Raw genomic sequence first — 21,592 nt, 5'->3', positions numbered from 1 at the left:
TTATGCGTCCGGATCGCGGTCAGCTTCAATGGCAGTCAGTTCATCGATGACACTATGAAAATCAACAGCCTTGCTGAAATTACGGTAGACTGAAGCGAAGCGGATATAGGCAATGTCATCAACGCCTTTGAGCGCATCCATCGCCAGACGCCCGATTTCGTCCGATGTGACTTCCGCTTCGCCGGAACTTTCCAGTTGGCGCACAATGCCCGAAATGGCGCGTTCTATACGCTCTTCATCAATTTCACGCTTGCGCAAAGCCACATCAATGGATCGGGCCAGCTTTTCACGATCAAAAGGCACACGACGACCGCTCTTTTTCACGACCATCAAGTCACGCAATTGCACGCGCTCAAAAGTAGTAAAGCGCCCGCCACAGACCGAACAGACACGACGCCTGCGAATAACTGCACCGTCTTCCGTAGGACGGGAGTCCTTCACCTGCGTATCTTCATACTGGCAATAGGGACAACGCATGGCACTCTTTCAACTGATAACTGATTCCTTTAAATAATAACCCATCAGGCGAATGCTGCCTAATTGAGACAAATATGAAAAGCCCCGCTCAACAAGGTTGAACGGGGCTTTTTCACAACTTGCAGGATTTTAGCCCTGATAGCCATACATCGGGAAACGATCGGTCAGAGCAAGAACCTTTGCCTTCACCGCTGCTTCAACACTTGCATTGCCTTCATCGGAATTGGCGACTTTCAAACCATCCAGCACTTCTGCGATCAGCGAGCCGATTTCCTTGAATTCAGCCTTGCCAAAACCGCGGGTCGTGCCAGCCGGTGTGCCAAGACGAATGCCGGAGGTCACAAACGGCTTTTCAGGGTCAAATGGAATGCCGTTCTTGTTGCAAGTGACATTGGCCCGACCAAGAGCTGCTTCTGCACGCTTGCCAGTCGCATTCTTCGGACGCAAGTCCACAAGCATCAAATGGTTGTCGGTGCCGCCTGAAACAATATCAAGGCCCTGCGACTTCAGCTCGTCCGATAGCGCTTTTGCATTATCGACAACATTCTGCGCATAGGTTTTAAATTCGGGCTTCAGGGCTTCTGCCAAAGCAACCGCCTTACCAGCAATCACATGCATCAGAGGTCCGCCCTGCAAGCCCGGGAAGACAGCCGTATTGAACTTTTTCGCCAGATCAGGATCATTGGTCAGAATCATACCACCACGTGGACCGCGAAGCGATTTGTGAGTTGTCGTGGTGCAGACATGGGCATGTGGAACGGGCGACGGGTGTACGCCACCAGCAACCAGACCGGCAATATGCGCCATATCGACCATCAGATATGCGCCAACTTCATCAGCAATCTCGCGGAAGCGCTTCCAGTCCCAGAAACGGGAATAGGCAGTGCCACCAGCGAGAATCAGCTTTGGCTTATGTTCGCGTGCGAGACGGGCAATTTCATCCATATCCAGCAGGTGATCGTCTTCACGCACACCATAAGAGACAACATTAAACCACTTGCCCGACATGTTTACGGGCGAACCATGGGTCAAGTGACCGCCAGAATTAAGGTCAAGCCCCATGAAAGTATCGCCCGGCTGCAATAGTGCAAGAAACACAGCCTGATTCATCTGGCTGCCGGAATTGGGCTGAACGTTCACAAATTCTGCACCAAACAACTTCTTGGCACGTTCAATCGCCAGTTCTTCAACAACGTCAACATATTGGCAACCGCCATAATAGCGCTTGCCGGGATAGCCTTCGGCATATTTGTTGGTAAGGATGGAGCCTTGTGCTTCAAGTACCGCACGCGAAACGATATTTTCCGAGGCGATCAGCTCAATTTCATGACGCTGACGACCAAGTTCGTTACGGATCGCTCCGAAAATATCGGCATCGACTTCTTCAAGAGTTGCATTGAAAAAAGCGGTATTGGCTTGCGACATGTTTCACATCCTCCGGGTTGGCCGGTCATAGCACTATGAGATGAGGCGCAGTATCACACTTCGAATGGCAAGGCCAATGGCCCCGAAGCGAAAAGCATGGTCCAAAATGCGGCATGTCGTAGCCATGGCTGTGATGTTTGCACAAAAAAGCCGTCCGCAACAGGTACGGACGGCTTTTTGACAAATCGATTCAGATCAGGTGTCGGTGCCGAGCGCCAGTGCGGTTGCACCATCCATCTTGTAAATGTCATCACGGAACTGAACCACGCCATCGCCGGTTGACCATGCGGTGATATAGACAAAATGCAATGGGACAGGATCAGCCACCTGAATAGGTGTATTCACACCAGATGCAATCGTGCCTTCGATGTTCTGCCGGTCCCAGCCAGCCGTGTTTTTCAAAAGCCAGACATCCAGATCACGGACATTCTGCACACGCACACAGCCTGACGAATCAAAACGCATAAGCTTGTTGAAGTAGCTCTTCTGCGGGGTGTCGTGCATGTAGACGGCATAAGGATTATGGAAGTTGATCTTCGTCGAGGACATGGCGTTGATCTTGCCGGGATCCTGCCGGAACATCAGCTTGACGGCATCATCCGTATTCCAGTCAACGCTTTCAGGCGGAACTTCCTGTCCCTGTGCATTGTAAAGGCGGATCTTGTTCTTTGTCAGATATTGCGGATCCTTGCGCATTAGCGGGATAATATCTTTCTGGATAATCGACTTTGGAGCGGTCCAGTAAGGGTTAAGAATGACTTCGTGAATCCTGGAGTTCAGAATTGGTGTCTGGCGATCAATCTTGCCAACAACTGCCGTATGGCGTTGCGAGACATTGCCGTTTTCAACAGCCTCGATACGGGCAGCCGGGATATTGACCATGACAAAGCGCTGTTCAGCCTGTGTTGCCGGTGTCATCCCTGACAATCGTTGCAGATTGGTCTGCAACTGGCCAAGGCGTGTATTGGCATCCACATTCATGGCTGCATAGGTGAACTGTCCCATAACACCATCGGCTGGCAAACCATGGCGGGCCTGAAAACGCTTCAACGCAGCATCGACATAGGTATCAAAAGCAGTGGAAACACCCGCTTCCCGCGGAAGATCGCCTGAAATGATCAAACGCTGGCGCAAAGCCTGCACGGAAGGATCGCTGACACCAAGCTGGAGCTTCGCATTGCCCGGAACCATTGGCCATCCACCGCGACCTGCAATATCCGCATATTGGGCAATGGCGGACTGAAGATTGCCAACAGTTTGCGAACTGAGAACAGGCTGATTGGTTGCCACTTTCTGGCCACCGGTCGCACGCGCATCAAACTGATCATCCCAGTTGCCGCGACGCGGTGCAGCAAGAATATCATTCAAAGCCTGCTGCTGGGCAAAAGCCGCAGGTGCAAGAGCAGATGCGGCAGCGGCCAGACCAGCAGTTGCAGCCCCGCGCAGAAAGCTGCGGCGGCCCACATTCATAGCCAGCATATTCTTGTCGATTTTGGTCATAGTTCTGGTCCCAAAGGCTAACCTGTTGCATCCAAGTGTAAAGCACTCAGAAATAGCTCATGATTATGCACTGTATTAAACCGCTTATGTCGGTTTTTATGGCTTATTCATGTCGTGCTGCCATGTTTTCAAGGCAGCACCTGCTTAAATAGCAAACAATTATTAAGTTCGCCGTATAAACTGGAACAATTGTGACCGTAGCGCAACAATCAGCTACAGTCGATAAGCAATACTGTCATTCCAGAAGCGATCCAGACGTTGCAGCGAACGGTTCATTGCTGTAAATTCTTCAACCTGAATGCCTCCGACCTGCTCAATCGAAGCAATATGACGCTGATAAAGAGACTGCACCTGATCAGCGATCTCATTACCCTTATCAGTCAAGCTGATACGCACAGAACGACGGTCTGTGCTGGAGCGCTCATGATTGATGAAACCCATATCCACGAGCTTTTTTAGATTATAGGAAACATTCGAACCAAGATAATAACCGCGAGAACGCAATTCGCCCGCCGTCAGTTCGGAATTGCCGATATTGAACAGAAGAAGCGCCTGCGTTGCATTGATGTCGCTTCGACCAGCACGGTCAAACTCATCCTTGATGACGTCGAGCAAGCGACGATGCAAACGTTCAACAAGCTGCAGCGCTTCGAGATATAGTGTGTGCATGGCTGCTTCGGGATTCAAAAGCGGAGCAGATGCATTCATTCTATGCTGTGCATTGATCATGTCTTTTGCCTCTCTGTCGGAGCCGCCTTACATGAGGCTGCTCTCATTCCTGTTAAGAAGGCCCTTTCAGGCCGCCTGTTCAGCCGGTGTTTTCACCGTATCTTGAAAGGACTTTAGACGAGATGCATAAAATTCGACTTAAAAGTCAGCCTTAACAATAGCTTACCAAGGGAAATGCAATTTCAGGATTAACGTTCAGTTACCAAGTAATAATTTCAGGCAGCAAGGCCAATGCGTGTCAGGCGTCGTTTTTCCAGAAAGAGCATAATGCGAAAGACAGCATAAATGAGAATGCAGATTGTGTTAAAACCGACAAGCAGAGGCCGATATTCAAAATGCCGCGCAAAGATGGAATAGATCGCAATTTCACCCAATGATGCAACGATCCATAAAACCGGTCCCCATGGCGCCTGCATCCATAGGCCTGTGGCCGCGACCGGCATCAGAAGCGCCAATGCAACGCAGGCCGTTTGCCATTGCCATGGCATCAAATCAAAGCGCCACAACAAACCGGGCTGCACTCCAATCAGCTTAATCCAGTAATAAACGCCACTTGCCAGTGCAACCAAGGCGATCAGCCGCATGAACCATACAAAGGACCATTCAGTCCCGCTGGGCTTTATATGCTGGTGTAACTCATCCTGACGCATCAAAAGCTCAATTCCCTCTCGCCAAGACTGGCAAAATACGCATTGATCATTTCCGGCTTCACCGCATCAATCGAAGCAGGCTGCCATTTGGGTGCTGCGTCCTTATCAATAAGAACAGCCCGCACCCCTTCATAAAAATCATGGCCTGCCAACATGCGCGATGCGATGCGATATTCCATACGCATGCAAGCATCAAGATCAAGTGTCCGACCATCGGCAATCTGGCGGAATGTCACCGCCACGCTTGTTGGTGAGCGCATGGCAATCACAGTCAGAATATCTGATGCAGGCTTGCTGCCATCAGCGGCTGATTTTTCAAGACACTCGATACATTCGGCAAGTGTTGCGTGAGCAAAACTCTCCGCAATAACTTTACGGGTTTCGATCGGGGTTTCAAAATCTGGATATTGCACACGTGCGAGAGCTGCATCAAGATCGGTCCCGGCGATAAGATCATCGCGCAGATCAACCAGATCACTGCTTGCAACGGCATGGGTTGCAATGCCGCTTTGCAAACAATCTCCCCAGCGGATGCGGTTGCCCGTCAAGGCAAGATAATAACCGAAATTATCATGCAGATGCGGCAGGAACGCACTTCCACCCACATCGGGGAAAAAGCCAATGCCGGTTTCAGGCATGGCAAACAGGGTGTTTTCTGTCACAATCCTGTGCGAACCGTGAACAGAAATACCTGCGCCACCCCCCATCACAATACCATTGAGCAAAGAGATATAGGGTTTTGGAAATCGTCCGATACGCGCATTCAGGCGATATTCGTCACGGAAGAAATCAAAGGCAGGCTGCCCCTCCTGCCCGGACTTATAGGCCGCCACAACATCACCGCCCGCACAAAAGGCACGGCCCTCGCCCTCAAGAATGACAAGCGCAACATTCTCATCCGTTTCCCAGGCTTGCAAGGCGCGGTCGAGGGCAAGAATCATCTTATGGGTAAGGGCGTTGAGCGATGAAACGCGTGTGAGCCTGACAATGCCTGCTTTTCCCTTGCGTTCAAAGCTGATTTCGCTGCCACCTCCGAAGTCGATCTGCATATCCGTGCTCCCGTTTAACAAATGGGTAGAAAGTGAAATGCCCCGCGTCAATCCTGCACAGGCTATTGTGCTTGGTTTAAACAGTTTTCCCATGATAAACCCTGCACATCATACACCAAGCTTCCGAACCGGTAGATTCCCAAGCTTTCTTCTTTCGGGAACATTTACATGACTGATCGTTTGTCCAACATTTCTTCAGCCAATATCTCTGGCCACGTCGATGATGTAACACATGGCCGTCGTCTGAGGCGCATGCGCAGAACTGACTGGTCACGCAGACTGGTGCAGGAAACGCATCTGAGTGTAGATGATCTGATTCTGCCATTTTTCCTGACTTACGGAACGGGTGTAACTGAACCTATCGATGCAATGCCCGGCGTTGAACGTTATTCGGTTGATATGGCTGTGCGCATGGCCGAAAAAGCCGCTAAGCTCGGTATTCCAGCGATTGCGCCCTTCCCGCGTGAAAAGCCAGAAGTTAAAACCGAGGACGGCTCTTTCATTGCAAGCCCGGATAATCTGATTAATCGTGCCGTGCATGCCATTAAAAAAGAAATACCGGAAATCGGCATTATTACTGACGCCGCACTCGATCCGTTCACCACGCATGGCCATGATGGTATTTTGCGCAATGGCGAAATCATTAATGATGAATCAGTCGCGATGATTGTCCGTGGTGCGCTGTCACAAGCAGAAGCTGGCGCTGACGTTATTGCCCCTTCTGACATGATGGACGGTCGTATCGGCGCTATTCGTCAGGCGCTTGATGCCCATGGTTTCAACCATGTGCCGATCATGTCTTATGCAACTAAATTTGCGTCTGCTTTCTATGGTCCCTATCGTGATGCAATCGGAACGGCCGGCCTGCTGAAAGGCGACAAGAAAACCTATTATATCGATCCTGCCAACCCTGAAGAAGCTGTACGCGAAGCGGAACAGGATGTGGCGGAAGGTGCAGACATGTTGATGGTCAAGCCCGGCATGCCTTATCTCGACATCATTCATCGTCTCAAAAGCACTTTTTGTCTGCCAACCTTTGCCTATCAGGTATCAGGTGAATATTCGATGATCAAAGCAGCCGGGATAAATGGCTGGATCGATGAAGAAAAGGTCATGATGGAAAGCCTGCTGGCTTTCAAACGTGCAGGCTGTGATGGAATCCTCACCTATTTTGCACTTGATGTCGCGCAAAAGCTGAAAAACCAGAACTGAAACTCTATAAAAGCTATTTCCTTGAAATAGCCTTTTCAATGCACCATCTTGATAATTGTTCCGCAATGGGCGGAGCAGCGGACGGTTATTTTCCCGAACGCTTTTCGTATTAACGACTGGAAGGGACAATGTCCGATCATATACTGCATGGCGAAGTCATGGGCCCGCGTTATGAAAGTCGCGCATTTTTTGAAGGCGTGCGCACACGTCGGATTATGGCTTTTCTTATCGACTATCTGATTGTTTTTCTGCTTTGCATTCCAGCAGCAATCATAATTTTCATCCTTGGCATCATCACACTCTCGCTTGGCTGGGCGCTTTACGCAATCATGTTCCCGATTGTTGCATTGTTTTATGTGTCACGCACCCTGGGCGGGCCACAGCAGGCAACCAAGGGCATGCAGATGATGAATATCAAAATGGTGCGCCTTGAAGGTGGCCGTGTCGACCCAATGCTGGCAATTGTTCATACGGTTCTGTTCTGGGGGCTGAATGTCGTGCTGACACCGCTCATTTTGCTCGCAACACTGGTGATTGATCGTAAACGTACAGTACACGACCTTTTGCTTGGAACTGCGGTCATTCGTTCGGATCGATAATCGATCATCAAAAAAATTCAGGGTCGGCTGTGTAAAATGTCTATTGACGTTTTGTTCAGTCAGCTCAATCATTTAAATTATATCTCTCAAAAGTGGGAACCGTTTGAGATAAAGACATGCCTATAAAATTATAAAGAGATGGTTCGCTATTGCCGTTTCGTGGATATTAAATGACCCATCAACCGCAACAGTCACCGCAGTTTTTTCTAACCGCTCCATCACCCTGCCCCTATCTTGACGGACAGATGGAACGGAAAGTTTTCACGCATCTCGTTGGAGACAAGGCCAACGAGATTAATGACCTGCTGACCCAAGGCGGTTTTCGCCGGTCACAGAACATTGCCTATCGCCCGGCATGCGAACTTTGTCGCGCCTGTATTTCTGTACGCATTCTGACTGACGAATTTGAAATGAACAGAAGTATGCGCCGTGTCTGGAATAATAATCAGGATCTGATCGGTCGTCAGCACAATGCGCAGCCAAGCACTGAGCAATATGCCCTTTTCCGCGATTATCTCGATGCACGCCACCATTCGGGCGGCATGTCCGATATGACAGTGCTTGATTATGCGATGATGGTTGAAGACACCCATGTCAACACTCAGATTATCGAGTATCGCCGGCGTGGTCCTGACAGTTTTATCAGCGCCAAGGGGGATGGCGAGCTGATTGCAGTGGCCCTTACAGATGTGATGAGTGACGGGCTATCTATGGTCTATTCGTTCTTCTCGCCGCATATGCATGACCGTTCGATTGGAACCTTTATGATTCTCGATCATATCCAACGTGCGCGTGCCGCTGGCCTGCCCCATGTCTATCTTGGCTATTGGGTCGAAGGATCACGAAAAATGCAATATAAGACCCGTTTCAAACCACAAGAGCATCTTGGTCCGCGTGGTTGGCAGAGGTTTGATGATTAAAAGGCGGTTGGGACCGCCTTTTATTTTAGAGCGCATCCCGAAAAGTGTGAAACGGTTTTCGGACAAAGATGCGCGTTAAAACAAATATTTAGAGCGCCGATCTGATTCAATCAGATCGAAACGCGCTCTAGAACTTTCCCGAACGCGGGAAACCCTTTGGCACCAAACGCCCGGGAGAAGCACGGGTACCAATCCAGTCTACAAGCTCTTCCTTGCTGCGATTGAAAGTGCGATCCGCCGAATCCTGCCATGAAAGACCTTCCGCAATTGCAAAGGTGCGGATATCGGAAACACCACCGTCCTTATATTTCTGCAAACGAACGCCCTTACCGCGGGTCATTTCAGGAATATCAGCAAGCGGGAAGACAAGCATTTTGCGGTTTTCACCAACCACCGCAATATGATCGCCTGAGATGCGCTGACAAAGCTTGGCTTCATCCGGCGCTTTCACATTCATCACCTGTTTGCCCTTGCGGGTGTTTGCAACAGCTTCATGCTCAGGCACGATAAAGCCATTACCTTCATGCGATACAAGCAAGAGCTTGCCCTGCGGGTCATGGACAAAAGCTGTCAGAATATCCTGATCATTTTCCATATCAACGAGAATACGGATCGGTTCGCCATGACCACGACCGCCCGGCAAGGTGTTCGCACCAATGGTGAAAAATTTGCCGCCCGTTGTGAAAAACAGAATCTTGTCAGTGGTTTCCGCATGAAAAGCAAGCTTGAGCTTGTCACCTTCCTTGAAGGCAAGCGTCGAGAAATCGGCCAGATGGCCCTTCATCGCACGCAGCCAGCCCTTTTCAGACACAACGATCGTCACCGGCTCACGCTCGATCATCGCCTGATGAATCTCTTCAAGATCATGGCTTGGCGCATCGGCAAAAGTGCTGCGCCGCTTACCAAGCTTGGTCGATGGGCCAAATTTTTCGCGGACAGCCTTGATTTCCGTGCTGATTTTTTTCCACTGGCGGGTGCCAGATGCCAGCAGGCCTTCCAGATCAGTTTTTTCAGCAGTCAGCCCATCAAACTCTTTGCGGATTTCAAACTCTTCAAGCTTGCGCAACGAACGCAGGCGCATATTAAGAATTGCTTCAGCCTGATTATCGGTGAGATCAAAGAAGCGCATCAGTTCCTGTTTCGGTTCATCCTCTTCACGAATGATGCGGATGACTTCATCAAGATTGAGATAGGCTTTCAGGAAACCGCCAAGGATTTCCAGCCGCTTTTCAATTTCTGCCAAACGATATTCGGAACGGCGAACCAGCACTTCCTTGCGATGTTCAAGCCATTCTTTAAGCACACCACCCAGCGACAGAACATTGGGCACCTTGCCATGCGAGAGCACGTTCATATTGAGCGAAACGCGGTTCTCAAGCTCAGTCAGCTTGAACAGCGATTCCATCAGCAATTCAGGATCAACTGTGCGGTTCTTCGGCTCAAGAACAATGCGAATATCTTCCGCCGATTCATCGCGAATGTCATCAAGCAGCGGCAATTTCTTGGCCAGCAGCAATTCGGCAATTTTCTCGATCAGGCGCGACTTCTGAACCTGATAGGGAATTTCAGTGACAACAATCACCCAGGTTCCGCGATTGCCCTCTTCCTTGTGCCAGCGCGCGCGGGCGCGGAAAGAACCGCGTCCAGTGCGATAGGCTTCAACGATATTCCTGTGATCTTCCACCAGAATGCCGCCGGTCGGGAAATCAGGACCGCGCACCTTGCATTTAAGAAGCGCTGCGGGATCATTCTCCGCTTCTTTTTTCAGCTCTTCCCATTGTTGCGGTGACGTGATCAGCTCTTCAACGCCCGCATCCGGATGATTGATAAGATAAAGTGCCGACGAGCAAAGCTCAGCCACATTATGCGGCGGAATATTCGTCGCCATGCCAACCGCAATACCTGCCGAGCCATTGGCAAGCAGGTTCGGAAATGCTCCGGGAAGAACGATAGGCTCTTCGTCTTCCTCGTTATAGGTCGGACGGAAATCAATGGCGTTTTCGTTGATGCCTTCGAGAAGCAGGGTCGCCACTTCGGTCATACGCGCTTCAGTATAGCGCATGGCAGCCGCATTATCGCCATCGATATTGCCGAAATTGCCCTGCCCGTCCACCAGCGGATAACGCACGGCAAAATCCTGCGCCAGACGCACAAGCGCATCATAGATCGAGGCATCGCCGTGGGGATGGAACTTACCCATCACGTCACCCACAATACGCGCACATTTGGCATAAGCCTGATCAGGATTTAATCGCAACAGACGCATTGCGTGCATGATGCGACGATGAACCGGCTTCAAACCATCACGCACATCCGGCAGCGCACGATGCATGATCGTGGAAAGCGCATAAGCGAGGTAACGTTCTTCAAGCGCTGACTTGAGATCGACCCGTTCGATGTGTTCTTCGCCGTCGCCCGGCGGAATCAGACTTTTACCCATAGCTATCCGTACCAATTGCGCGATTCGTCAGCAAGTAGAGATGAGAACCAATCCAGTACATTCGTCGCAAATAAGCCGTCATTTTCTCTGTATAGAGAAAATATCGGTTTTTCTCCACAGCCCTCACAGCAGGAATGAATTGGGCTGTTTTTACATTTATAAAAGCTTATGTAAGCGCGTAAAATATCTTCCCAAATGATCAGGAGCCCATAAATGCAGTTTTTTGTTTTTAACAGTCAGGCCGCACGAATCCTTGCAGCCAGTACAGCACTCTCGGCTGTTCTTGCCAGCACTGCAATGGCTGCCGATGCCAATGCTGTGGCAGAACGCATCAAGCTCCTCTATGCCCAACAAGGTGGTGAACTGACCTTTGCCGAAGTTCAGACCGATGGCGACGACGTTCTGTTGAAGGGGGCAACAATCAAATTGCCAACCGTTTCAGACAATGCGACCCCTGTTGGCGATGTAAAACTTGAAAATGTGCAGGACTCGCCGGAAGGCGGCTATAGTATCGAAAAAGTTTCGATAGCAGATATGGACTTCCCTGCCACAGGCCAAAGCAAAAACGATAAAGCCTCCATCAAAGGCATCTCGATGGAAAATGTTATCCTCCCATCGGAACAGGCAAAAGACGCCCTCGAAAAGATGGTCTTCTATGACAAGATGAAAATTGATGAAGTTGCTGTCGGCACTCCTGGCACCGATGGCGTTTTGATCAAGGGTGTGGAAGTTTCGCTTAATTCTGCCAACAAAGCTGAAAAGATCGATTACGCGCTGACAATTGCCAATATTGATGCAGCTTTTGAGAAAAACGACAAAAATCCGCTGGCCCCGCTCGACATGCACACTCTCAACGGCTCGATCAGCTCCAGGGGCAGCTGGCAGCCAGCTTCCGGCAATGCAACGCTTGATCAGTTTGAAATCAATGCTGACAAACTCGGCAAGATAGACCTGACAGGCTCAATTGACGGTTACGATCTGGCTTTTGTAGAAGCCGTACAGAAGACACAGGCAAATATGGCCAAGGCCGATGCGGACCATGATGCAGCGGGTCTCGCACTGCTTGGTCTGGCAGAGCAACTTAGCCTCAAGAACCTGACAATCCGCTTTGATAATGAAACGCTCACCCAGAAGCTTCTCGACTATTATGGCAAGCAGCAGGGTGCAGATGGCAAACAGCTTGGCGAACAGCTCAAGATGATGGTGCCGCTGATGGCAACACAGCTCAAGAACCCGGAATTTGCACAGCAGCTTAAAGCCGCCGCTGATAAATATTTCGACGACCCAAAGTCACTCACTATTTCCGCTTCGCCAGATCAATCGGTCAGCCTTGCGTCTATCGTTGCGACTGTTTCTCTTGATCCGACAAAGATCATTCCGCTTCTGAAAATCGGTGTTGAAGCCAACAACTGATCAATCCGATATGAAACAAAAGAAAAAGCCCGGCCATGCAGCCGGGCTTTTTAATGTTCAGATATGCAGCGATCAGCTCTTCTGCGTCGGAGCCAGACGGATGTGCAGATCGCGCAATTGTGCCGGCGACACAGCCGAAGGCGCGTTCATCAGCAAATCAAGCGCCTGCTGGTTCATCGGGAACAGCGAGATTTCGCGCAGGTTCTTTGCTCCGACAAGCAGCATGATGACGCGGTCGATACCCGCAGCCATGCCGCCATGTGGCGGTGCACCATACTGGAATGCACGGTAAAGACCACCGAAGCGCTCTTCCACATCCTGCTGGCTGAGGCCAACCTTTTCAAACGCCTTGACCATGACATCAGGCAACTGGTTACGGATCGAACCGGAAGCAATTTCAAAGCCATTGCAGACGAGATCGTACTGGTAAGCCTTGAGCGTCAGCGGGTCCTGCGTTTCCAGCGCTTCCATGCCACCCTGCGGCATGGAGAACGGGTTATGTGCGAAATCAAGCTTCTTGTTTTCTTCGTCCCATTCGTAGAACGGGAAGTCGATAATCCACGCCAGTTCAAAACGATCACGATCAACGAGGTTCAGTTCCTCGCCAGCGCGTGTGCGTGCATCACCTGCGAATTTATAGAATTTTGACGGCTGACCGGCCACGAAGAAACAGGCATCGCCATCGCCAAGACCAAGCTGTGTGCGAAGCGCTTCAGTGCGTTCTTCGCCAATATTCTTAGCAATCGGGCCAGCGCCTTCCAGCTTGTCGCCTTCCTTACGCCAGAAGATATAACCAAGACCCGGCTGGCCCTCACCCTGCGCCCATGAATTCATGCGATCACAGAATGCACGGCTGCCGCCAGTTTTGGCAGGAATAGCCCATACTTCGACCTTGGGATCATTCGCGATCATATTCGCAAAGACCTTGAAGCCGGAACCGGCAAAATGCTCGGTCACGGACTGCATTTCAATCGGGTTGCGCAGGTCCGGCTTGTCCGAACCATAGGTGCGGATCGCGTCATCATAGGCGATACGGCGGAACTGCTGCGTGACCGGCTTGCCTTCGGCAAACTCTTCAAAAATGCCGCGCATGACGGGTTCCATCGTTTCCCAGATTTCTTCCTGAGTCACAAAGCTCATTTCGAGATCGAGCTGGTAGAATTCGCCCGGCAAACGGTCTGCACGCGGATCTTCATCACGGAAACAAGGTGCGATCTGGAAGTAGCGGTCAAAACCGGCAACCATCAAAAGCTGCTTATACTGCTGCGGAGCCTGTGGGAGCGCGTAGAACTTGCCTTCGTGAATACGGCTTGGCACGAGAAAGTCACGTGCGCCTTCCGGCGAAGAAGCTGTGAGAATTGGCGTCGAGAACTCGTTAAAGCCGATTTCGGTCATGCGGCGACGCATCGCGGCAATGATCTTTGTGCGGCTCATAATGTTCTTGTGCAGCGTTTCGCGGCGCAGATCGAGGAAGCGATATTTGAGACGAATATCTTCCGGGTAATCCGGTTCGCCAAACACCGGCAGCGGAAGCTCCTTGGCTGCGGCCAGAACTTCGATCTCGGTTGCGAAAATTTCAATATCACCGGTCGGCAGGTTAGGGTTTACAGCGTCATCTGCGCGCGCTTTCACTTCACCGTCAATGCGGATGACCCATTCACCACGAACGGTTTCAGCAATCTTGAAGGCTGGCGAATCAGGATCAGCTACAACCTGCGTAAGGCCATAATGATCGCGAATGTCGATGAACAGGATACCACCATGGTCACGGACGCGATGAACCCAGCCAGACAGACGGACTTTCGAACCAACATCCGATTTGCGAAGGGCTGCGCAGGTATGGCTGCGATAACGGTGCATGATTTCTGCCTTTTGGAACTTTATAAATCTTGTGCAGACAAAGCGCTGCAATTCGGGCGGAAAAGCGCATTTTGATCACGCTTTGTCAAGCCGACACTCACTGTGTTAAACCAGCTTGACAGAATATGTCGACAAAAATCACTATTTCCGTGTTATGTAGGCGCAATATCACTCTTGCGGCGCGACAAACGGCCCGCCTTTGTCTAAAAAGAAAAACATGCAGCTCATTACGACAACTCAGGCCCTTGAAGAGGCCGTATCCGCCCTCGCCAAATCCGACTTTGTAACAGTCGACACAGAATTTATTCGGGAAACGACCTTCTGGCCGGAGCTTTGTCTTATACAAATGGCTTCGCCTGATCATACCGCACTGGTTGATGCTTTGGCCCCCGGCCTTGACCTCGCGCCATTCTTCCACCTGATGGCGAATGAAAAAGTAGTCAAGGTTTTCCATGCAGCACGTCAGGATATCGAAATCGTTTTCCATCTTGGCGGCCTGATCCCTGCCCCGATTTTCGACAGTCAGGTCGCGGCAATGGTTTGTGGATTTGGCGATGCCATTTCCTATGATGCGCTTGTCCAGAAAGTGACCGGAAAACATATCGACAAGTCGTCACGTTTTACCGACTGGCGCCGCCGTCCATTGTCTGACAAGCAGCTTGATTACGCGCTGGCTGATGTGACCTATCTGCGTGACATATACCTCTATCTGAAAGATGAGCTGGAAAAAGAAGGTCGCAGCGAATGGGTCAATGAAGAAATGGCCGTGCTTAGCGCACGCGAAACCTATGACCTGCACCCGGACGATGCATGGAAGCGCGTAAAGACCCGTATGCGCAAGCCGATTGAACTGGCAATTGTACAATCCGTTGCTGCATGGCGTGAACGCGAAGCACGCGAGCGCAATGTGCCGCGTGGCCGTGTCATCAAGGACGATACGATTGCAGAAATCGCTCAGCAACAGCCAAAAGACATGGAAGCGCTCGGTCGTCTTCGGTCAATTCCTAAAGGTTGGGAACGCTCGGCTCAGGCGGCAGGTCTTGTTGCCGCTGTGCAGGCTGCACTGGCTATTCCAAAAGAGGATCTGCCAAAACTGCCAAAGCAGTCGCATTCCCCGGAAGGAAGTGCTGCCGCCGGAGATATTCTGAAAGTTTTGCTCAAGCTGGTAACTGAAGAACATGGTGTCGCAGCCAAGATCGTTGCAAGCTCCGATGACATCGACAAGATCGCTGCAGAGGGCGAAAATGCCAATGTAGCTGCCCTGCAAGGCTGGCGCCGCGAAGTTTTTGGTCAAAAGGCACTTGATCTTATCGAAGGAAAAATTGGCATCAAATTTGAAAACCGGCGCATTCAGGCAGTCGAATTGAGCTAATGGGCCAAACAAAAAGGCCGGCGGAGAAACCTCCAGCCGGCCTTGCATTTTAACTGTCATCACATCTTCAATGATGTTCGTTAGCGTCAATGGCGCTATCCCCAACCGCAAAATACAGCTTTTTACCGACCAGCTTTGCCAGTTGCTGCAAGCGGCCTTCCGGCCGATCCGAAATCAGATCAGCGATATCTCCGGGCACCACCAGTGCGACACCATTTTCCTCCTCACGCCAGTAAAGACGCGGGATAACCCCCGGCATGGATGCAGAAAGCAGGTAGATAACCCGCAGCAATGCGCCCAGTAATCGTGCACGTTCGCGCAAACGCGGCGTGGCAAGTTTCAGAATTTCCGGCGCAATCTCGTCTTCGACCAGCCCCTCATGACGGTAATAATTAGCCAGTGCCATGAAAGAGCGTCCCGGATGATCAATACCGCCAAAGGCACCATGGGCAATTATATTCAGTGCCTGTGAACCCCGATAGTCGGGATGCGCACGCCAGCTTATGTCAGCCACCAGACATGCCGCCTGACGATAACGGCTTTCGTCTTCTGTCTCATCAAAACCAAGCAGTGGTAGCGAAAGCGTTGTCCAGGTTGCAAGTTCGCGCGCGTGGCGCGGCGAACGCGAACGCAAAATCGCCAGTTCCTCTGCCGATGCCAGAAGCGGATCAAGCCTCTGTTCATTCTTGGGCAGCAGCGAATAGAGATAGCCTTCACGCACGCCAAGGGCCGAGAATACAATTTTGGACGGCTTCATACGGCGGATTGTTTCGAGCAGAACCGTTGCGCCATAAGCAAGCAATTGACGGCGATTTTTTGATACGGCTTCAATGCCACGCATTGTATCAATATTGCCTTTGGCAACACGTGTAAGGAAGCTTTTGGCTTCCACAGGATCCATCTCATAGCCGTGCATGACATGCAGCGGATAATGCTTCGCCGTCATATGGAGCTTGGCAAGGTTTCGCCATGTACCGCCAACGGCATAAAATATCTGTCCTTGATGCTCTTCCAGCAAGGTCGCACGCGCAAGTTCGGTGCGGGTAATATTTGCCGCCTCCGGCAGTTGCTCGTTGGACATATCCTGCAAGCGCAGACCACCAAGCGGAAGCGTGATGCCTTCACCAATCTCGTGATCATTGACACTGACGAGTTCAAGGCTGCCGCCACCGAGATCTCCCGTTACTCCTTGCGGTTTATAGAAACCTGAAATGATACCGAGTGCAGAATAATAGGCCTCTTCCTTGCCTGTCAGCACTTCAATATGTCGGCCCAGAATAGCTTCGGCCTGCGCAATAAAATCAGGTCCGTTCTTCGCCTCACGTGCAGCGGCTGTCGCCAGCGCATGAATAGAGATCGCACCGGCCTGTTCGGCCAGCACGCGAAACCGCTTCAAAGCACGCAGCGCTATTTCGACGGATTTTTCATTAAGCTTCCCGGTCCTGGCCAATCCTTTGCCAAGACCGCAGAGAAGCTTTTCGTTAAAAAGCACTGTCGGAGAACGGACAATGCCTTCATAAACAACAACTCTTATCGAGTTGGAACCGATATCGATAACCGCGACGGGTTTCAGCCCCCTCAACCGGCCTTGTGCGACTGCTGGACTCATGTAGTCGTTTTTCTTTCCGCCTGCGCACGTCTGCGATGTGCAGTCAAGCGTGGGGCAGATGACTTCGGTGACTTTCCGCGACCCGACAAGCTTGGATTTGTCATGAAATATTCCTGCGCGTTGAAGGCTTCTTCTCCATCCGCCTTTTCTATCCGGCGAGAGGTACCATCCGCAAGTAGTTGATAGCTCTGCTGGTTATCAATTATGTTGGCAAACATAATCTGCGACAGGATTTGCTGATGCACTGTCGCATTGGTAACAGGCACCAAAGTCTCGACACGACGATCAAGGTTACGCGGCATCATATCAGCGGAACCAATATAGACGATGGCCTTGTCAGAGGGCAGATTATGCCCGTTTCCAAAGCAAAAAACACGGCTATGCTCGAGAAAACGGCCAACAATCGACTTTGCCTGTATGTTGTCCGAAAGGCCGGGAACACCCGGACGCAGGCAGCAAATGCCACGCACAATCAGCTCCACATCAACACCGGCCTGACTGGCCTTATAGAGCGTGTCAATAATCTGTGGATCAACCAGCGAGTTCATCTTCATCCAGATGGCCGCAGGCTTGCCAGCCTTCGCATTGGTGGTTTCGTCATCAATATGTTTCAGGATTCGGGTACGCAAGGTGAGCGGCGAAATTGCGATTTTCATTTCCTCTGCCGGCTGTGCGTAACCGGTGATGAAGTTGAAAATATGCGCCACATCACGTGCAATATCCGCATCTGATGTGAAAAATGACAGGTCCGTATAAATACGCGCGGTAATAGGATGATAATTTCCTGTTCCCAGATGGACATAGCTACGCAGTTTCTGGTCTTCACGACGCACAACCAGCGACATCTTTGCATGCGTCTTCAGCTCGATAAAGCCAAACACCACCTGAACGCCTGCCCGTTCCAGATCCCGCGCCCAGCGAATATTGGCCTCTTCATCAAAGCGTGCTTTCAATTCGACAAGCGCCGTAACTGACTTGCCAGCTTCTGCGGCATCGACCAGTGCGCGCACAATAGGGCTGTCATTGGAAGTGCGATACAATGTCTGTTTGATTGCCAGCACATCCGGGTCAGCAGCCGCCTGACGCAGGAACTGCACCACGACATCAAATGATTCGTAGGGATGATGGACAACAATGTCCTTCTCGCGAATTGCGGCAAAGCAATCACCGCCATGTTCACGAATGCGCTCAGGAAAACGTGGATTATACGCCACAAATTTCAGGTCATCGCGGGGAATCGAAACGACTTCCGAAATCATGTTAAGTGCCAGAAGACCTTCGAGAACACTGATGCGGTTTTCCGAAACGCCAAGTTCTGTTGCCACAAATACCCGCAAGGCTTCCGGGATTTCAGCATCGAACTCGATACGGATCACCTGACCGCGGCGACGGCGCTTCAAAGCCGTTTCAAACAGACGAACAAGGTCTTCCGCCTCTTCTTCCACTTCAATATCGCTATCACGAATAATGCGGAATGTGCCTGCACCACGCACTTCATAGCCCGGGAACAGACGGCCAATAAACAGGCTCACGGCATCTTCAATCGTGATAAAGCGAAAAGCGTTCTGCTGCTCACTCGGAAGAAGAATAAAGCGCTTCAAGGCAACCGGAATGCGCAGCAATGCAGTCATTGGATGGGCATCAAGGCGCCGCGCCAGTTGCAGCGCTATCGAGAAGCCAAGGTTGGGTATAAACGGGAACGGATGCGCGGGATCAATAGAAAGCGGCGTGAGAACCGGAAAAATCGTATCGAGAAAGTGGTTTTCCAGCCATTCCTTTTCGACATTTGACAAGGCCGATGGCCGGACAATCTCGATATTCTCTTTTGCAAGTTCTTCGCGCAACGCACGCAGACGCTCCTGCTGGCCTTCCTGAAGGCGACTAACTTCTTCAAGAACAAAATCAAGCTGCTCCTGCGGGGTGCGGCCATCGGCACTGCGCATGGCAACCCCGGCGCGGACCTGTGCCGCGAGACCCGCAATACGCACCATGAAAAATTCATCAAGATTTGCAGCCGAAATCGACAGAAAACGCAAACGCTCCAACAGTGGCTGGCGTGTGTTACCTGCCTCTTCAAGCACACGGCGATTAAACTGCAGCCATGAAAATTCGCGATTAACAAAACGCTCCGGGCTTTTCATCAGCTCCGAAACCTGATCGTCCATCAAAGCTTCGTGAGCATTCTGATCTTTTCCCAGATTTCTGTCTGCGGAATGATCATTGGCTGGCTGAATGGTCAGATCAGTCGTATTTGGTGCCATAATGCTGTTTTCGTTCATTTTTCCTGTCCCGGCTTTTACCGGAATATCCCGGTGCGACCATAAGCCTATGGCTGTCATATGACAGTTTGATAGCAAACTGCTTAAATTGTCTTCAGAATTGATGAAAACGCTTCCAGAAACAAGCCGTACGCGGTAAATGCTTGAAAAATAGCTGTCCAGAATTGGATTCCGCGATCCACAATCACCGGAGCATATCATGTCCGATCACATCATCCCGCACTTCCAGAATGACGCTGGTCATAATTCCATCGAGATCGGCGTAAAGGAATTTATGTGCGTGGGCGCTAACCCGCCTTTCGATCACCCTCATGTCTTTCTCGATATGGGCGATGAAAGCGAAGTTGTTTGCCCTTATTGCTCGACGCTCTATCGTTACAATGCGCAGCTTCATGCTGATGAGACATTGCCGGCCGGTTGCGTCTATAACGCGCCTGCTGATAAAGCGGCCTGAATAGAACGAGCGGCATTTCTGCCGCTGAGCAAATGAGCAGTTTTGATAAAAGACGCATATTGATTGCAGGGGCCGGTATTGCCGGTTTGAGTGCTGCGCTTGAATGTGCGGCACGCGGATGGTCTGTTCAGCTTTTTGAAAAAGCGCAAGCCTTGTCGGAAGTCGGCGCAGGCTTGCAGCTCGCACCCAACGCAATGCGGCATCTCGAACGCCTTGGCGTTGCAGATCACCTGTCCGCACAAGCAGTTGCACCAGATGCTCTTTATCTCATGGATGGGCACTTCAAAGGCTCCGGGACACGCCCCCTGCTTTCCATGCAGCTTGGTGGCAAAGCTTTAGAGCGGTGGCACCACCCCTATCTCGTCTGTCACCGCGCCGATTTGCAATCGGCTTTGCTCAAGGCATGCAATGCTAATCCGAATATTGAAATTCATCTCGGTGCCGAAATTATCAATCATGAGGCTGATGATAACAAAATCACAGCAAGAGTGAGAATTGATAGCAGCGAAACAGTTATTCAGGCTCAATATCTGATTGCCTGCGATGGTGTCTGGTCAAAGCAACGTGCAAAAGCCGGATATGCAAAAGCACGTTTCAGCGGCCATATCGCCTGGCGCACAACCCTTGCTGCTTCTGCCCTGCCAATGACCTTTAAATCAGCTGTGCCCAAACAAAAATCTGTTTCGGCCTGGCTTGGCAGGAAATCCCATTTCATTGCCTATCCGGTCAAAAATGGTGATTTTTTCAATTTCGTTGCCATTACAACGGGCGATAATCCGGGCGAAGACTGGTCAAAAACCGGTGACAGCTCAAAGCTGCGTTCGATATATAATGATTGGGGCAAGCCGGTTCGTGATGTGCTGAATGTTGCGGATGACTGGACCTATTGGCCACTTTTTGAAATGGCGGAAGCCCAGTTCACCGGCCCAGACAGAACCATTTTCCTTGGTGATGCCTCTCATGCTGTCACCCCTTTTGCTGCACAGGGGGCCGCCATGGCAATCGAAGATGCTGCCGCTCTTGCAGAAATACTGGATAAGGATGACCAGCAATCAGCGCTGGAACGATTTGATTGCGTTCGTAAAAAGCGCATTGCAGCCGTTGCCAAACGTGGACAGATGAACCGTTTTGCCTATCACGCGACAGGTATATTTGCGATTGGGCGCAATATGCTCTTTGCCATGCGTAGCCCGGATAGCTTTTTGAAAGATCTCGACTGGCTTTATAGCTATGATGCGGTTCAGGCTGTGCGTGACTGATTAAAGAGCAATGCCGAGGTTCCTTTTACAAAGCCCAGCTTCTCGTAAAAAGGGATCAGTCGCTCAGGACAATAGAGTTCAAAGCTGCTGACCGTAAAGAGAATAGAACTCCCGATATGCCTCGGGCGGCAGAGATTCAGTCCAATGAAAACCTGTCATCTTTACCCAAAACAATTTTCTGAAGATCGACAAGACGAATAAAAAACACCCGCCGTTATCAGCAGCGGGTGTTTTAATTCAATCAATCTGCTCAATGAAGAATCTGACTTAGGAACAGTTTCGTGCGCTCATGCTGCGGATTGTCGAAAAACTCGGCTGGTGAATTCTGCTCAACAATCTGTCCCT

The 21,592-nt window shown here is 50.8% G+C and carries 17 protein-coding genes and 1 pseudogene; 7 read left to right on the top strand and 11 right to left on the bottom strand.

The genetic code is table 11. From position 1 onward, the window contains the following. From nrdR to FHY56_RS10090, 6 genes are all read right to left on the bottom strand, one after another. The gene (nrdR, locus tag FHY56_RS10115) at positions 1-477 is read right to left on the bottom strand and encodes a transcriptional regulator NrdR (RefSeq protein ID WP_140905053.1); all 477 of its coding nucleotides are present in this window, start codon (positions 475-477) and stop codon (positions 1-3) included. Between the two features lie 129 nt (positions 478-606). After that, positions 607-1,902: a serine hydroxymethyltransferase gene (gene glyA, locus FHY56_RS10110; RefSeq protein WP_140905052.1), complete on the bottom strand. Its 1,296-nt coding sequence runs from the start codon at positions 1,900-1,902 to the stop codon at positions 607-609. A 195-nt stretch (positions 1,903-2,097) separates the two neighbouring features. After that, the gene (locus tag FHY56_RS10105) at positions 2,098-3,402 is read right to left on the bottom strand and encodes a L,D-transpeptidase family protein (RefSeq protein ID WP_140905051.1); all 1,305 of its coding nucleotides are present in this window, start codon (positions 3,400-3,402) and stop codon (positions 2,098-2,100) included. A gap of 213 nt (positions 3,403-3,615) precedes the next feature. Continuing rightward, positions 3,616-4,131, bottom strand: a complete 516-nt coding sequence (gene ldtR, locus FHY56_RS10100; protein WP_140905050.1) for a transcriptional regulator LdtR — start codon at positions 4,129-4,131, stop codon at positions 3,616-3,618. 215 nt (positions 4,132-4,346) lie between these two features. Next, positions 4,347-4,781 carry a DUF6163 family protein gene (locus FHY56_RS10095; RefSeq protein WP_140905049.1) on the bottom strand — a complete coding sequence of 145 codons (435 nt, stop codon included), beginning with the start codon at positions 4,779-4,781 and terminating at the stop codon, positions 4,347-4,349. Continuing rightward, positions 4,781-5,830 (bottom strand): enoyl-CoA hydratase/isomerase family protein, encoded by a 1,050-nt coding sequence (locus FHY56_RS10090; protein ID WP_140905048.1) that lies wholly within the window; start codon positions 5,828-5,830, stop codon positions 4,781-4,783. Before FHY56_RS10090 ends, FHY56_RS10095 begins: the two co-directional genes overlap by 1 nt. Before the next feature lie 168 nt (positions 5,831-5,998). On the opposite strand from FHY56_RS10090, the gene hemB reads away from it, so the two are divergent. From hemB to FHY56_RS10075, 3 genes are all read left to right on the top strand, one after another. Then, positions 5,999-7,042, top strand: coding sequence for a porphobilinogen synthase (hemB, locus tag FHY56_RS10085; RefSeq protein WP_140905047.1), 1,044 nt, complete (start codon positions 5,999-6,001; stop codon positions 7,040-7,042). A gap of 128 nt (positions 7,043-7,170) precedes the next feature. Then, positions 7,171-7,641: an RDD family protein gene (locus FHY56_RS10080; protein WP_140905046.1), complete on the top strand. Its 471-nt coding sequence runs from the start codon at positions 7,171-7,173 to the stop codon at positions 7,639-7,641. 170 nt (positions 7,642-7,811) lie between these two features. Next, on the top strand, positions 7,812-8,561 hold the full coding sequence (locus FHY56_RS10075; RefSeq protein ID WP_140905045.1) for an arginyltransferase: 750 nt from the start codon (positions 7,812-7,814) through the stop codon (positions 8,559-8,561). Between the two features lie 127 nt (positions 8,562-8,688). Here the strand turns inward: FHY56_RS10075 and FHY56_RS10070 are convergent, their stop codons facing one another. Beyond that, positions 8,689-11,001 (bottom strand): DNA topoisomerase IV subunit A, encoded by a 2,313-nt coding sequence (locus FHY56_RS10070; RefSeq protein ID WP_140905044.1) that lies wholly within the window; start codon positions 10,999-11,001, stop codon positions 8,689-8,691. 213 nt (positions 11,002-11,214) lie between these two features. On the opposite strand from FHY56_RS10070, the gene FHY56_RS10065 reads away from it, so the two are divergent. Then, a complete protein-coding gene (locus FHY56_RS10065) occupies positions 11,215-12,414 on the top strand; it encodes a hypothetical protein (RefSeq protein WP_140905043.1) in 1,200 nt (399 codons plus the stop codon). A 72-nt stretch (positions 12,415-12,486) separates the two neighbouring features. Here the strand turns inward: FHY56_RS10065 and aspS are convergent, their stop codons facing one another. Then, positions 12,487-14,274: an aspartate--tRNA ligase gene (aspS, locus tag FHY56_RS10060; RefSeq protein ID WP_140905042.1), complete on the bottom strand. Its 1,788-nt coding sequence runs from the start codon at positions 14,272-14,274 to the stop codon at positions 12,487-12,489. 217 nt (positions 14,275-14,491) lie between these two features. Between aspS and rnd the strand changes: the two genes are divergently transcribed. Continuing rightward, entirely contained in the window at positions 14,492-15,646 is a 1,155-nt protein-coding gene (rnd, locus tag FHY56_RS10055) for a ribonuclease D (protein ID WP_140905041.1), read from the top strand. A 67-nt stretch (positions 15,647-15,713) separates the two neighbouring features. On the opposite strand, the gene ppx is transcribed toward rnd, so the two are convergent. Together ppx and FHY56_RS10045 are read right to left on the bottom strand one after the other, a co-directional pair. Then, entirely contained in the window at positions 15,714-17,255 is a 1,542-nt protein-coding gene (gene ppx / locus FHY56_RS10050; RefSeq protein WP_140905040.1) for an exopolyphosphatase, read from the bottom strand. After that, on the bottom strand, positions 17,252-19,534 hold the full coding sequence (locus tag FHY56_RS10045) for an RNA degradosome polyphosphate kinase (RefSeq protein WP_140905039.1): 2,283 nt from the start codon (positions 19,532-19,534) through the stop codon (positions 17,252-17,254). The genes ppx and FHY56_RS10045 overlap by 4 nt, the downstream gene beginning before the upstream one ends. A 199-nt stretch (positions 19,535-19,733) precedes the next feature. Here FHY56_RS10045 and FHY56_RS10040 point away from each other — a divergent pair, with 199 nt between their 5' ends. Next, positions 19,734-19,988 (top strand): zinc-finger domain-containing protein, encoded by a 255-nt coding sequence (locus FHY56_RS10040; RefSeq protein WP_140905038.1) that lies wholly within the window; start codon positions 19,734-19,736, stop codon positions 19,986-19,988. Positions 19,989-20,020: 32 nt separating this feature from the next. Beyond that, positions 20,021-21,247, top strand: a complete 1,227-nt coding sequence (locus tag FHY56_RS10035; RefSeq protein WP_193556778.1) for an FAD-binding protein — start codon at positions 20,021-20,023, stop codon at positions 21,245-21,247. Between the two features lie 250 nt (positions 21,248-21,497). Here FHY56_RS10035 and FHY56_RS10030 read toward each other — a convergent pair. Next, a pseudogene (locus FHY56_RS10030) lies at positions 21,498-21,592 on the bottom strand (amino acid ABC transporter ATP-binding protein); the annotation flags it as partial.

Source organism: Brucella gallinifaecis (genome assembly GCF_006476605.1).
Classification (GTDB): Bacteria; Pseudomonadota; Alphaproteobacteria; order Rhizobiales; family Rhizobiaceae; genus Brucella; species Brucella gallinifaecis.
The sequence above is the reverse complement of the archived record's forward strand: the minus strand, read 5'-3'. Positions and strand labels throughout refer to the sequence as shown.

Excerpts from the sequence above, each read along its gene's own strand:
- glyA (WP_140905052.1), bottom strand. The coding sequence starts at position 1,902 with ATGTCGCAAGCCAATACCGCTTTTTTCAATGCAACTCTTGAAGAAGTC.
- FHY56_RS10080 (WP_140905046.1), top strand. The coding sequence starts at position 7,171 with ATGTCCGATCATATACTGCATGGCGAAGTCATGGGCCCGCGTTATGAA.
- FHY56_RS10035 (WP_193556778.1), top strand. The coding sequence starts at position 20,021 with ATGAGCAGTTTTGATAAAAGACGCATATTGATTGCAGGGGCCGGTATT.
- FHY56_RS10095 (WP_140905049.1), bottom strand. The coding sequence starts at position 4,781 with ATGCGTCAGGATGAGTTACACCAGCATATAAAGCCCAGCGGGACTGAA.
- nrdR (WP_140905053.1), bottom strand. The coding sequence starts at position 477 with ATGCGTTGTCCCTATTGCCAGTATGAAGATACGCAGGTGAAGGACTCC.
- FHY56_RS10045 (WP_140905039.1), bottom strand. The coding sequence starts at position 19,534 with ATGAACGAAAACAGCATTATGGCACCAAATACGACTGATCTGACCATT.
- FHY56_RS10075 (WP_140905045.1), top strand. The coding sequence starts at position 7,812 with ATGACCCATCAACCGCAACAGTCACCGCAGTTTTTTCTAACCGCTCCA.
- ppx (WP_140905040.1), bottom strand. The coding sequence starts at position 17,255 with ATGAGTCCAGCAGTCGCACAAGGCCGGTTGAGGGGGCTGAAACCCGTC.
- FHY56_RS10065 (WP_140905043.1), top strand. The coding sequence starts at position 11,215 with ATGCAGTTTTTTGTTTTTAACAGTCAGGCCGCACGAATCCTTGCAGCC.
- aspS (WP_140905042.1), bottom strand. The coding sequence starts at position 14,274 with ATGCACCGTTATCGCAGCCATACCTGCGCAGCCCTTCGCAAATCGGAT.
- FHY56_RS10040 (WP_140905038.1), top strand. The coding sequence starts at position 19,734 with ATGTCCGATCACATCATCCCGCACTTCCAGAATGACGCTGGTCATAAT.
- ldtR (WP_140905050.1), bottom strand. The coding sequence starts at position 4,131 with ATGATCAATGCACAGCATAGAATGAATGCATCTGCTCCGCTTTTGAAT.
- FHY56_RS10090 (WP_140905048.1), bottom strand. The coding sequence starts at position 5,830 with ATGCAGATCGACTTCGGAGGTGGCAGCGAAATCAGCTTTGAACGCAAG.
- FHY56_RS10070 (WP_140905044.1), bottom strand. The coding sequence starts at position 11,001 with ATGGGTAAAAGTCTGATTCCGCCGGGCGACGGCGAAGAACACATCGAA.
- FHY56_RS10105 (WP_140905051.1), bottom strand. The coding sequence starts at position 3,402 with ATGACCAAAATCGACAAGAATATGCTGGCTATGAATGTGGGCCGCCGC.
- rnd (WP_140905041.1), top strand. The coding sequence starts at position 14,492 with ATGCAGCTCATTACGACAACTCAGGCCCTTGAAGAGGCCGTATCCGCC.
- hemB (WP_140905047.1), top strand. The coding sequence starts at position 5,999 with ATGACTGATCGTTTGTCCAACATTTCTTCAGCCAATATCTCTGGCCAC.